Below are 14895 nucleotides of genomic sequence, written 5' to 3'. Positions count from 1 at the left end.
CCAACGGCACATAGGCTGCACCGGCTTTAAGAATGGCCAGTGTACCGATGATCATTTCCAGCGAGCGCTCAACACATAAGCCGATAAAGGTGTCCGGCGTTACCTGATATTCACGGATCAGGAAGTGTGCCAGCTGGTTGGCACGCTCATTCAGTTCGCGATAGGTCAGCTGTTTGTTGCCGAACTTAACGGCAAGCTTATCTGGGGTTTGCAGCGCTTGTTCTTCAAACACCTGATGAATGCACTTATCGACCGGATAATCCGCCGCATTGTTATTCAGGCCGTCGATCAAATAGGATTCCAGCTTGTCGCCCAGAATAGACAGTCGATTTAATGGTAAAGTACGACGCACCTGCGGCGACATATCCGCCAGTCCGATCAAGGCATTATTAAAGTGCTCACTGAGCTGCTCAACAAATTCAGCATCGAACAGGGCCACATCATAGTTCCAGATAGTCTCAATCTGGTTGTCGCTAATATTCAGCGCAATTTCCAGATCAAATTTAATCGCCGGATGGCTGCCTTCCAGCGGCGACAGACTCAAGTCAGGCAGTGCCATCAGGGCCGACTCATCGTTGCCGTCAGTAAACTTATCATTGGTGGTCAGCATGATCTGCACCAAAGGTGTGTATGATGAAGTGCGTGGCAAATTCAGTGCATCAATTAACTGCTCAAAAGGCACATCCTGATTCACCTGCGCGTTCATATGCACCTGACGAACATGGTTAAGATAGCCCTCCAATGTGCCATGGCGGGTATTCAGGCGCAAAGCCAGCGTATTGACGAAACACCCAATCAGCGGGCTGAGCGCCTCATCGGCACGGTTTGCCACCGGCGTGCCAATGACAATATCTGACTGGTTACTATGACGGCTAAGTACCACACCCAGGACTGCGTGCATCAACATAAACGGGCTTAACTGGGCCTGTCTGGCCACCTCGCCTAATTGCTGAGCCACATACGCAGGCAACGTGGCCGTGACATGTGCCCCCTGGGTCTGTTTTACTTCCGGGCGATGATGCTGGGTTGGCAGGCTGTGTGTCAGCGGTGCATCTTCCAGTGTCTGCTGCCAGAATGTCAGCTGTTTCTCAAACTCGCCGCCCTGCATTCTGTCTTTTTGCCAGACGGCAAAGTCAGCGTACTGTAGCTCCAGCTCAGGCAACGGGTTGACCTGATCGGCAGCAAAAGCCCGGTACAAGGTCACAAACTCATTGATCAGCACGTCCATTGACCAACCATCAGAAGCTATGTGATGCAGCGTTAGCAATAGCACGCCGCGCTGATCATGACCGGTTCCCTGCAGCTTCAGGTACTGTCCACGGATGGACAGCTGCTGAGTCAGATCAAATGGGCGCTGTGCTTCTTCAAGCAGACACTGAGACAATTGCGCCTGCTGCTGTTCACCCTCACTGTCACTGAGGTCAACAAACCCCAGCGAAAAATCGTACTCAGGCAAAACATGCTGGCGTACTTCATCGTCCTGTTCGCGATAGACAGTGCGCAAAATCTGATGACGCGACACTATGGTGCTCAGCACCTTTTCAACCAAAGTCAGCTCCAGTGCGCCTTCTACATTCAGCGCAACCGGCATGTTGTACTGACTCTGCCCGGATTGCATTTGTTCCAGCAACCAGAAACGCTGCTGAGTATAAGAGAGCACACAGCCATCCGGATACTGTCCGGGTTGTGGCCTATGCGCATTGCCAGACGTCCCTTCTGCATGAGACAGAAATGCAATGATCTCTGCCTTATTTGCGATGATGTCCTGCTTCAGTGTGGCCGGAAATTCGCTCACCGTCAGGTCAAAATGTAGCGCGCCCTCTTTGGCATACAGATAAACCCCTTGATCTGCTGCCGATTTAACTAATTGTGCAATCATTATAGTGTTCCACTCATCATTACCGATTCATTGGCTTTTTTGTCTTCGAGATATTTTTGTGCCTGCTTGCTCTCAATTACCTTCGAAAGGACCGCTAATTCTGCAGCGTCGTAAATTTCCCGTAATGTCAGCTCGATTTCGAACTGGGTTTTAATTGCACCCGCCAGTTTGATCAGATAGAGCGAATGACCGCCCAACTCGAAGAAGTTGGCACTGGTACTGATCTGCTCGCTGTTAAGGTCGAGTAGTTCCGCCCAAATTGCCACCAGGGCATGCTCTGTCTCACTTTGCGGTGCAATGTATTCCTGACCTGCCAACATACCTAGCGGTGCTGGCAGGGCTTTTTTATCTATTTTTCCGTTTGGCGTCAGCGGCCACTCGTCTATCAACACGAACTGGCCTGGGATCATGTGCGCCGGCAAGTCGCCTTCCAGCGCGCTTTTCACGTCGCTTAACCAGGCTTGTTGCCGTGTCACATTATCAATTTCCTCTCTTGTCTCACATGTGAGACAAGGCTGTAGGTAGGCCACCAGATAATGCCCCCCATCGCTGTGCTCGCGTGCCATCACCAGAGATGTCGCAACATCCGGGTGGGTGTTAAGGCGGTGCTCAATTTCACCCAGCTCAATCCTGAAGCCCCGGATCTTAACCTGGTCATCTATTCGTCCAATAAATTCAAAATGACCATCTTCGCGGTAACGTACCAAATCGCCAGTGCGATACAAACGCTTGCTGTTATTGACTCCCTCCGCTTCGTAGTAAGGGTTATCAATAAAACGTTCGGCCGTCAGCTCAGGGCGATTTAAATAACCCCGTGCAACACCGGCACCACCCAGATAGAGCTCACCCACACTGCCGGTCGGTAACAGCTCCTGAGCACTCCCCAGCACATACGCCTGGCTGTTGGCGATGACCCGGCCAATATCCGGCACCTGGTTCAATGCGGTGGTAAAACGTGCCGCAGTTGAATAAGTGGTGTCTTCCGACGGACCATATAAGTTGCATACCGCCACACCCGGACAAGCCTCTAAAATCTGATTCACCTGCTGTGCAGTCAGCGGCTCACCTGCGAGGTTAATGACTTTCACCCCGTCAGGTACCGCGCCCACTTCCAGCAATGCCTTCATCGCCGATGGCACGGTATTAATCATGCTGATGTCTAACTGCTGCTCAGCGAGCGCCATGGCATTTTGTACAATCACGCTCTGATAGCCAAAACACAGCGGCAAGAACAACTCGTAAATCGACAAGTCAAAGTTCAGTGACGTCGAGGCCAGCACTTTGCCCAGTTCAGCGTCGCTATAGGCTTGTTTCGCCCACTGCAACATTGCCACGGTATTGCCATGTTCAATCATCACGCCCTTCGGCTTGCCGGTCGACCCTGACGTGTAAATCAGGTAAGCCAGACTCTGAGCCGACACGCCGGTTTCTGCCCGCGTTAAATTGTGCGCAGGATAAGCTGAAAATATGTCGTGATTATGTGACTCTGGTGTGTCCAGTAAAACGACGTTAGCATACCCCAGTGTTATCCCTTCTGCAACATTCTGTTGACTTAACACCACTTCTAAACGTGCATCCTCAACCAGGTAAGCCAGACGCGATTGCGGGTAGTTGGGATCCAGCGGCACATAGGCACCACCGGCTTTAAGAATACCCCAAATCCCAATCACCATTTCCAGCGAGCGCTCAACACACAAGCCCACTAACGAATCCGGTCCGATATTGTGCTCCGCGCGCAGATAGTGGGCCAATTGGTTGGCTCTGCTATTGAGCTCACCATAGCTCAGCGTCTGCTCACCAAAGCGCAGTGCAATCTGCTCCGGCATGGCAGCTGCCTGCTGTTCAAATAATTCGTGAATACACAGCTCACGGGGATAATCCAGCGCTGTGTCGTTCCAGTTATGCAGTTGTTGCGTACGCTCCGCATTATCCAGCACACACAAACCCTGTACCGCAGTGCTGCTCTGGCTGTCCAGTAAATCCAGCACCTGAGTCAGGGTCACTTGCAGATACTGTGCAATGCGTGCCGCCGGGGCGCGTTTATCCACCTGAAGCTCAAACCCAAAACCATCGCCGAAATCATCCACCGAGAGATTAAACGGATAGTTGGTCCGCTCCTCGGTGGCCAGCACTTTAAACCCGGCATCCTGCTCCAGCTGTGAATCCGCTACCGCCGAGTGACGATAGTTCAGCATCGCGCTGAACAGGGGCAGTTGGCCACTCACTCCACTGCAACGCTGCGCCTCGGCCAGTGACACCTGCTCGTACGGCATCAAGGCACGCAGGTCATCATTAATGTGTGCCAGCAGGCTCATTGCATCCTGCTCACTCAGCGAGACTCGCAGTGGCAGGGTGTTGATCATCATCCCCATCAGCTGGCTGCTCAGGCCATCATCGCTCATACGACCGGATAAGACAGTACCGAACACCACCTCCGACTGACCGCTACACACCCCCAGCACTTTGGCCCAAACCAGATGGAACAGTGCCGCCGGGCTGCTGTGATACTGACGAGTCAGGCGGCGAATGCGCTGCGCCTGCGCGTCATCCAGCGTGACATGCACAGTTTCTATACCCGAGCCGTCGTTCAGCACATCCGTCAGACCATAAGGCAATGTTGGTTCGCTGACCTCACCCAGCATCTGAGTGAAAAAGGCCTCAGTATCCAGACTCGCGGTGCGTGCCAGTGTGCGACCGACAAATTCCCGGTAGGGCACCGGCTCTGCCAGACTCGCTTCATTGCCCTGCAGCAGTGCCGTCAGCTCGTGCACCAGAATTTCCAGCGACACGTGATCTGAGATCAGATGATGCTCACACAACAGCGCATAATGCTTGCCCTGCGCGGCGTCCTCACACACGCTCAGTTGCAGCAGCGGCGCATTTTCCAGCTCAATCCACAGCGGCTGTTCAGCCACATGTGCACTGAACGCGGCCCGGACATCCTCTTCCCCGCTGAAGTCCAGCTCAGTCACGGGCAGCTCTACCTCACGCTGTACCACCTGAAGTGCAGTGTTGCGGTTGCGCCATAGGATGGCGGTGCGCAGCACATCGTGGCGGGCAATCAGGGTATTCAGAGCCCATTTAAAGCGCTCAAGAGACTCGCGGCTGTCGAACTCAAACGTGGTGCTGGTGACATACGGGTCCTGCCCTTCACTCATGGTGTGTACAAACAGCACGCCTTCTTGCAGCGGTGCCAACGGGTAGATGTCCTGAATGTTGGCCATGCCACCGGGGATAGTCTGTGCAATATCCGTGAGCTGTTGCTCATCCAGCTCAGTGAGCGTCACCATCTGTGGGGTGATTTTGCTGCAATCCGCCGGAATTAAATTGGCGGGCACACAACTTGATTCCTCACTCCCAAGTGCCCGAACCTGGCGCGCCATGTCCTGTAGCGTGTGTGCCCTGAACAAGGCCTGCACATCAGCCTGATACTGACGTGCCCGCAGCTGACTGACCAGCTGCATAATCAGCAATGAGTGGCCCCCCAGCGCGAAGAAATTAGCATGGACACCCACCTTATCGACGTCCAGCGACAACAGCGATGCGACGATGTCGACCACCATTTTCTCGGCGTCGGTTTGCGGTGCCTGATAAGGCTGCTCCACCGTTTTAGCCGGCAGAGCCAGCAGTGCTCGCTTGTCCAGCTTGCCATTGGCCGTCAGCGGCCACTGATTAACGAAACTGTAAGCCGACGGCACCATGTAATCCGGCAGGTTGCCGCTCAGATGCTGTTGCAGTGCGTCAATCAGGCTGCTGTCTTGCTCACTTTGAATGAAAGCACGCAGCACCTTACCACCTTGCTTACCGGCCTCGGCCAGTACCACCGCAGACTCCACCTCAGCATGACTCATCAGCTGGGTTTCTATCTCACCCAGTTCAACCCGGAAACCTCGGATCTTGACCTGATCATCGCTGCGTCCGACAAACTCGATTTCACCGTCTGCGCCGATACGCACTAAGTCACCGGTTTTGTATAACCGCGCGCTCAGTGCCGGGTTGGCCGGATCAAAATACGGGTTTTCAATAAAACGCTCGGCGGTGAGTTCGCTCTGATGCAGATAACCACTGGCCAGACACTGACCACTGACATACAGCTCGCCCACTACGCCCGGCGGGCATAACGTCAGCTGCTCGCTGAGCACCAGAGTCGCAGTATTGACGTTGGCGCGGCCAATGGGCACCGCACGTGGCTCATCGTAACCACCGCTGATGGCATAGCCAGATGCGGTGACTGTGGTCTCGGTCGGACCGTAGGTATTAAGCAGCTCAAAGCCCGGTTTAAGAGAAGCCACCGACTGTTTGTCCAGTGCTTCACCGCCGACAATCACCAGTCGCAGCGCCAGAGATTCAAGCTCCGCTTCGCTCAGCGCCAGCATATGCCAGAACGCCGTGGGTAGACTGGCCACGCTGATGGCATGGCTGTCGCAGAAGGCGATAAAGGCCTCGCGGCTCAGCGACACGTCTTCGTCGCGCAGCACCAGGGTGGCGCCCTGAGTCAGAGTCGCCAGCCATTCCTCGACGAAAATATCGAAGTTCATAGTTGAGAACTGCAACACGTTGTCGGCTTCGGTGATTTCGTAGCGCTGCTCACAGTTAGCGGCAAAGTTAATCAGGTTATGATGACTTATCATCACGCCCTTAGGATTACCGGTTGAGCCTGACGTGTACATCACATAGGCCAGATTATCCGGGCTCTGGGTCACATCCGGGTTACTTACTGGATAGCTTGCAAACTGGCTGGCGTTATCCAGCAGCACAGCCGTGACGTTAAAGTCGTTCAGGATCCCGGCGACTTTTTGCTGGGTCAGCACCACAGATAAGCCGGTATCTTCGACCATGTACGCTAAACGTTCCTGCGGATAATCCGGGTCCAGCGGCACATAGGCACCACCGGCTTTAAGGATGGCCAGCACCGCCACCATCATTTCCAGCGAGCGGCCCACACACAGACCCACCAGAGTATCCGGGCCCACCTGATGCTCAGCGCGTAAATAATGCGCCAGCTGATTGGCGCGTTCGTTGAGCAGATGATAGGTCAGGAAATCATCGTCATAACTGACGGCAACACGACCCATAGTTTTAGCGGCCTGTTGCTCAAACAGCTGGTGTACCGAAGCTTGCGGTAAGGCCACAACCGGTCCTTGCTGTGCACTCAGTAACACCTGGCGCTGCTCGGCAGAGTAGGCTGTCCATTGAGCCGGTGATTCTTCGGAATCACGCATTGCGTGGTGCAATAAGTTATCGATGGCAGTATTCATCAAGTCAGCCACCAGCGCCAAAGGAACGCGTGCATCAGCCTGGAAGTCGAGGGTGAACTCATCACCGAAATCATTGACCGACAGATCCAGCGGATAGTTGCTGCGTTCACGTACCGCAGCAATGTCGTAAAGGCTGCTTTGTTGCTCATCGAGGTTTTCAGAGTGGCGGAAATTCAGCGTAGTGCTGAACAAAGGCGAACTGGCATCAACCTGCGAGTGACGCTGCGCCTCGGCCAGTGCCACCTGCTCGTAAGGGATCAGCCCCTGCAGCTGATCATGTACCTGAATCAGCAAGGCCCTGGCATCTAGATTGGCCAGCTGGACACGCACCGGCAAGGTGTTGATGAGCATACCCAACATACGTTCTACGCCCGCTTCACCGCTCATACGCCCGGACAATACAGTACCAAATACCACATCCTGCATATTACAGCAGTGACTCAGCACCTGTGCCCAGGCAGCATGGAACAACACCGCCGGACCCATTTGTAACTGCCGCGACAGCTGACGAATACGTTCACCCTGCTCTGGTGCCAGCGCATAGCTGAGTTCCTGCGAATTCGACCCATCGCCCAGCGTATCTGCCAGACCAAAAGGTAGAGTTGGCGTATCAACATCTCCCAGGCGCGCCGAGAAAAACGCTGCGCTATCAAGGGTATTGGCAATGTGCTGTGATTTGGCAACGAACTCACGATACGGTACCTGAGGCGGCAAACTGGCCTGCTCGCCCGCCACACACATAGCCAGCTCTTCGAGGATCAATTCAACCGACACATGGTCAGTGATCAGGTGATGATGCTTAAACAAAGCATGCACTTTGCCACTCGTCTCATCCCGAACAACCTGCATGCGCACCAGCGGTGCCTGCTCTACATCGATTTTGTGATTACCATGCTCAACAAACTCATTAAATGCTGCCAGCACATCTTGTTCAGCACCAAAGTCCAGCCACTCAACCAGGCTGCCCACCTCGCGTTGTACCACCTGCACCGCCTGTTCACGGCCGCGCCAGAGGATCACGCTGCGCAAAATATCATGACGGGCAACGACCTGCTCCAGGGCCGCAACGAAAGTCTCAAACTTACCCTCATCTGCAAAGGTCAGTGCCGCGGAAATCACGTACGGGTCAAACTCCTGCTGCAAGGAGTGCGCAAATAAAATGCCTTCCTGTAACGGTGCCAGCGGATAAATATCCTGAATGTTTGCCATGCCACCCGGCACCTGCTCAGACAAGGTATTGATATCGCTTTGGCTCAGGCTGATCAGAGGTAACATCTCTGGAGTAATGGATGTCGTGTCAGCCGGTATTCCATTTGCGGGCACTTGCCAGCTGTGCTGTGCGTCAAGCGTGCTCACCGTTGCGGCCATCTCGGCCAGCGTCTGGGCTTTAAAGATAGCCGCCGCTTCTGCCGTATAGCCAGCTTGTTTAAGGCGGGCATGGATCTTCATCACCAACAAGGAGTGGCCGCCCAGCTCAAAGAAGTTCGCTGTACGGCTTACTTTGCTCATTTCGACACCGAGTAGCTGTGACCAAATCTCACTCAGCAGACATTCAATATCGCCCTGTGGCGCCTCGTACTGACCCTGTCCAGCGGACATATCTGGCTCAGGCAGCGCACGCTTATCAATTTTACCATTCGCATTCAAAGGCCACTGCGTCATTGCTACAAACGCGCCAGGGACCATGTACGGCGGTAAACTATCACCCAGCGCTTCACTTAACCAGTGACTAAGCGTCTGACCTTCAGGCACCTGAACCGCAGGCTCAACATACGCCACTATCATGGCATTATTACTGAGGTCTTTGCGGGCAACGACCAGCGCCTGCTCAACCTGTTCCAGCGCATTGAGTTTGTGCTCGATTTCACCCAGCTCTACCCGGAAACCGCGGATCTTTATCTGGTCATCCACCCGTCCGACGTACACAATCCGGCCCTGTTCGTCATATCGCACCAAGTCGCCGGTTCGATACAAGATCGAAGACGGGTCCGGTTCAGTGGAAAATGGATTTGGGATGAATTTTTCAGTCGTCAAATCTGGACGATTCAGATAACCCAATGCCAACCCCGCACCACCGACATACAATTCACCTACGGCACCAACGGGCAAAAGCTGCTGTTGCTGCGAGAGAATAAAGCACTGATCGCCACAGATGCCGGTTCCTATCGGTAATACGCCACTCGCCAGATCTTCACTGGTAAACGCGTTACAGGCAGTGAACGTGGTGTTTTCAGTCGGTCCATAGCCATTTACAAAAGTACAATGAGGGTTGGTCGCCATGGCGCGCTTAAGGCCATTTAGTCGGGCCGCCTCACCACCGGAGATCACGCATCTTAATGATGGTTGCTCAACTTGCGAGCGACTCCATTCATCAAACAGCCCGGTAGTCAGAAACATATCCGTGATCTGTTGCTCGGCGATCACGTCGTCCAAACGAGACACAGTTAAAAACTCGTCAGGGAACAGCACACAACGACCGCCATTGAGCAGTGGTCCCCATATTTCTATGGTCGCAGCATCAAATGCGATGTTGGCACACTGTAAGAAAGCAGTCTCATCACCAAGCTGGATAAAGTCAGGATTATCCACCAAACGCACCACTGCACGGTGTGGCGTCATTACCCCTTTAGGGTTACCGGTTGAGCCTGAGGTATAAATAATATAAGCAAGCGACTCAGGTGACTGAGTACCCGCAGCCACAGGATTGTCCGTCCCATAGTGCGCAAACCGGGCACTATCATTATCTACGGCCAGCAAATGAGCATTGCTGAAAGCAAGTCGCTCACAGAGTGCCGATTCAGTCAGTACTATCTGAGCGCCACTGTCTGCCAGCATATATTCGAGACGGGTTTGCGGGTAATTTGGCTCCAGAGGCAGGTAAGCACCACCAGCTTTGAGAATAGCCAAAGTCGCGACAACCATGTGAACTGAGCGACCGATACACAAGCTTACTAAAGTGCCATCAGTCACACTATGTTGCTCGCGTAAGTAATGTGCCAGCTGGTTTGCCTGTGCATTCAGCTCGCCATAGCTAAGTGTCTGCTCATTGAGTTGCAGCGCAATGGCGTCCGGCGTCGCTGCGGCTTGTGCTTCAAACAACTGTTGGATCTGCATGTTACTGCGATACCAGGGCGCATTCGCCTGCCATTGCTCCAGCTGATGTTGTTGCGCTTGCTCAGGCAGCACACTGTAAGAGACTGGCTGATCAGGTGTTTCTGTTAATGCAGTCACCAGTTGTGTCAGCGCGTTAGTCAGATAAGCTGCAACCTGCTGTACATCGATTTGCTGATCGATTTGATATTCAAGCGAGAAACCTTGTCCCAGGTCATTTACTGACAAGCCGAACGGATAGTTAGTACGCTCCTTGGCACTCAGCAAAGTCCACGCAGCATTGTCCTGCAGTACCTCAGTCACATCATCCTGCGTGGCAGAGTGACGGTAGTTTAGCATGGCGCTGAACAGCGTTGCGCCGCTGGCAAGACCACTGTATTTTTGTGCTTCGGCCAGCGATACCTGCTCATAGGGCAGCAATGCTTTGAGGCTTTGATCAACCCGCTTAAGTTGCGCCAGGACCGGTGCATCATCCAAAGAAACGCGCAATGGCAGGGTGTTGATCATCATCCCCATCATACTCTCAATGCCCGCCATGCCATTCATCCGACCTGACATAACACTGCCAAACACCACATCTTGCGTGCCACAACAGGCCGCTATCACCTGTGCCCAGGCCAGATGGAACAGCGCTGCCGGACTCAGTCTTTCACGCCGCGCCAGGGCACGAATGGCCTCACTCAGCTCAGCCGGTAGTGTGTCATGGTGATCAAGGATAGTCTCACCACTGCCCGTCACTTCACTCAGATCAAAGGGTAAGATGGGGGTTTCAATGTCGCCCAGTTGCGCCGAGAAGAATCCGGCAACGTCCAGATTGCGATTGTGCTCCAGGGTATGGGCAATAAAGGCGCGATAAGGCAGAGGCGCAGGCAGTGCACTATCTGGCTCATCACATAATTGCTGTAACTGAGAAACTAAAATATCCAGCGATACGTGGTCGGTTGTCAAGTGGTGGAAGGTCAGCAGTGCATAGTGTTTGCCCTGTTCGTCGGCCTCCGTGATTGCCAGCTTGATCAAAGGCGCCGCTTCCAGATCTAAGGTGTGCGGATGCTCCGCCACGTAGGCTTCAAAAGCCGCTTTAACCGGTTGCTCAGTATCAAACACCAAGTGTGACACACTTAACTGTGCCTCACGCAGCACCACCTGCAGCGCCGTTTCGCGCTCGCGCCACATCACCGCCGTGCGCAGCACATCGTGAGTCGCAACCATTTGTTGCAGTGCCTGCTGGAAATTCGCTAACTGCGCAGCCCCCTGAAACTCAAACGCCGCAGTCGTGACATAAGGGTCTGCATGGGTATTCAGGGTATGCACAAATAACACCCCTTCCTGAAGGGGCGCTAAAGGATAAATGTCAGCAATATTGCGATGCTCGCCCGGGATCTTTGCCGCTATTTCATCAATTTCCTGCTGATTCAGCTCAACCAGATTGAGCATCTCAGGCGTCACCCGTGCACAGTCTGCCGGGATACCATTAACAGGCACACTAAAGGTTTGTGATTGTTTGCCTTGCTTATCGAGCAGCTCTGCCATCTCCCGAAGCGACACGGTGGCGAATAAATCGTGCACCCGTGCCTGCCAGCCCAGACCCTGAAGTTGACTGGCCAGCTGCATCAGCAACAGTGAATGACCCCCAAGCTGGAAGAAGTTGGCCGTCGCGCTCACCTCTTCCACTTTGAGTAACTCAGACCACAAAGCAGCCAGCGCAACTTCCGTGTCAGTTTGCGGTGCGAGATATTCTCCCTGCAAAGCAATGGTTGTGCTGGCCAGCAGGGCTTTCTTATCAATTTTGCCGTTCGGCGTCAGTGGCCACTGAGTCAGTAACGTGAAGTGCCCTGGCACCATATGCGCGGGCAACTCCTGCTCAAGCGCTCGTTGCAAGGCAAAAACATACTCAGCCTCATCCGAATCTGTCACTGGCTGCTCCGGGATCACACAGGCCAGCAGCTGATTGGTGCCGCCCTGACGCTTCGCCAGAACCACACAAGAATGTACCGCCGGCAGTTTATTCAGGCCATGCTCAATCTCGCCCAGTTCGACACGAAAACCTCGCACCTTCACCTGATCATCGGCGCGGCCAACAAACTCCAGCTCACCATTGGGTAAGTAACGCACCAGATCGCCACTGCGATACAAACGCGCTCCCGTCTGGGGATTTTGTTGATAATAAGGGTTGACGACAAACTTATCCTGGCTCAACTCAGGACGATTCAGATAGCCCTGTGCCAGCCCGGCGCCACCGATGTACAACTCACCAATAGAGCCAATCGGCAGCATTTTTTGATATTCATCCAGGACAAACAAAGACACATTGTCGAGCGCCTTACCGATGCGGATCGCATTGCCCGGCGACAGCTGGCACACCGTGGCACAAACCGACGCCTCGGACGGGCCATACGCATTGTAGAAACCATAACGCGCAGACCATAAGTCCATCAGTTCCTGCTCGCACGCCTCACCCGCCACAATCAGACATTGCAGCGCATAGTCGTCGCGGCATTCCATAGTCGCCAGAAATGCCGGTGGTAAAGTCACATGGGTGATCTGCTGCTGGACAAATAAATCGGCCACTTTTTCCGGCTCCAGACGCGCTTCATCGCTGCTGATCACTAAAGTCGCACCGTTTAGCAGTGCCATCACCCAGTCCCAGGTGCCCGCATCAAAACTGATTGAAGCGTAATGTAAGACTCGGCTTTGAGCTGTGATAGCGAATCTGTCTTGCTGATTTTGCGCCAGATTAACGATACCCTGATGAGTACACATCACGCCTTTTGGTTTACCCGTCGAACCCGAAGTATAAATCAGGTAGGCCAGTTCATCGCTGTGTTGCTGTATCTCTGTGCTGAGGTTGCTCTCGCTAAACTGTGCCCATTCGCAGGTCTTTGGTTCAACAGCCAGATTATCCAGCAAGATCACTTTATCAGCAGCAAATGCCACCGATTCGCTGCAACGGGTATTGGTGAGGATCACGCTCACCGCAGAGTCTTCCATCATATAGGCAAGACGGTCTGCGGGATAGTTGGGGTCCAGTGGCACATACACCCCGCCCGCTTTCAACGTGGCAAGGATGGCTATCATCATCTCAAGTGAGCGATTAATGCAAACACCCACATAGCTGCCCGGCATCACTCCTTGTTGCACCAGATAATGAGCCAGCTGATTGGCCCGTTCATTGAGCGCCTGATAGCTCAGTGAGGTTTCTCCAAACACCAGGGCCGGCTGCTCGGGAGCCGCCGCAACTTGTTGCTCGAATACTTGCTGAATAGTGAGCTGGGAAGCGTAGTCGGTCTGATTGCCGTTCCAATCAAACAGCTGCTGCTCGATTTCCTGCTCGCTCGCCAGCGTATAATCACCAATCAGCATGGTTGGATTCGATACCACGTCTGCAATCATAGTCGTCAGGCGGCTGACATGGCTATCTATTTCATCGTCATTAAAGAAGTTGCGATCAAAGTTAAACTCGACATGAACGTTATTAATATTATCATGGCTGCGCACATAAATAGACAAAGGATATGAGCCGAATCCGCTGTTCAGTATCACCTTCCGGCTAGACACTTCACCAAACTGGGTATCCGAAGGGTGTTCTTCTACAGATAACTGAATATCGAACAGCTGGCCTTCGCCGTCATTCAACGGTCTGAGATCGCGAATGATTTCGTGCAGCGGGTACTTTTGATATTTGTAGCTGCGTTTAAGCTCGGCCGCAACGGACTTGAAGGTATCAGCAAAGCTATCGGTACGAGAAAATGCCACACCTACGGGGATCACTGAGGCCATCATGCCGATAGTCTGACGCAGCTTGGCTGAGCTGCGGTTGTGCACCGGCATACCGATGTGAACCAGGTCGCGCTTGTCGTTCATTTGTGAAAAATAGACGGCGATCAGAGTCGTGAAAAAGTGCGTTGCCGAGCAGCCATATCGTGCGGCAACTGCCCCTATCTGATTGTACTGTTGCTGCGTAAATTCGTATTCACGACGGGCGAATGGCTGATCATCAAACTGATTGGTTTTCTTCAGCAGCAGAGGATCCGGTAAGGTTGTAAACTTCTCCAGCCAAAAAGCCTGATCTTTTTCGAACCGGCTGCTCTGGCGGTAGGCCAGATCTTTTTCAATAAACTCGCTGTATGAAGGACGTTCAGGGACCTCTTTAAAAAAGCGACCTTGTCCATCCATTGCCAGATAGGTTTCGCTAAGGTATTCAAGGAATAAGCTGCCCGCTATGCCATCCACTATCAAATGATGGAACACCATACACATGGCACTTTCCTGCTCAGAGATTTTTAACCAGTGAATACGCCATAAGCAGGGACCATGGATATCAAAGGCCGTAGACATTTGATTCTGACAGTAGTCAGCCGCACGCTGGTGCGCATCCGGGTAGTCACTCAGGTCAATACACTTCCAGTCCAGTTCCAGGTCATCATTGATAATTTGCCACGGCTGTGTGTCTTCCATTACCAAATTGATCCGATAGGCGTCGGTGTGTGCCACGACGTGATCCAGTGCATGTTTAAAACGTACCGGGTCCAGTGCCCCCGTTAACACAAACCGACCCCCAACGTTATACAGCGGGGACTCACTTTTGAATACTTGTTCCATCCAGACCGGTTGCTGGGATGATGTCAGGGGATAACGTCTATTACTCAT

General features: G+C 53.3%; 2 protein-coding genes (1 of these 2 only partly in view). Both read right to left on the bottom strand.

Annotated features, from left to right (window positions below; genetic code table 11):
* Nucleotides 1-1879, bottom strand: partial view of a non-ribosomal peptide synthetase gene (locus QNM19_RS03235; protein WP_284026314.1) — the 5' portion only. 1646 nt of this gene lie to the left of the window's left edge; 1879 of the gene's 3525 nt are visible here — the first part of the coding sequence; its start codon is at nt 1877-1879; its stop codon lies off the left edge, out of view.
* Nucleotides 1879-14895 (bottom strand): non-ribosomal peptide synthetase, encoded by a 13017-nt coding sequence (locus QNM19_RS03230; protein ID WP_284026313.1) that lies wholly within the window; start codon nt 14893-14895, stop codon nt 1879-1881. The genes QNM19_RS03235 and QNM19_RS03230 overlap by 1 nt, the downstream gene beginning before the upstream one ends.

The organism is Pseudoalteromonas ardens (genome assembly GCF_030125445.1).
GTDB classification, from domain to species: Bacteria; Pseudomonadota; Gammaproteobacteria; order Enterobacterales; family Alteromonadaceae; genus Pseudoalteromonas; species Pseudoalteromonas ardens.
The sequence above is the reverse complement of the archived record's forward strand: the minus strand, read 5'-3'. Positions and strand labels throughout refer to the sequence as shown.

Excerpts from the sequence above, each read along its gene's own strand:
- QNM19_RS03230 (WP_284026313.1), bottom strand. The coding sequence starts at position 14,895 with ATGAGTAATAGACGTTATCCCCTGACATCATCCCAGCAACCGGTCTGG.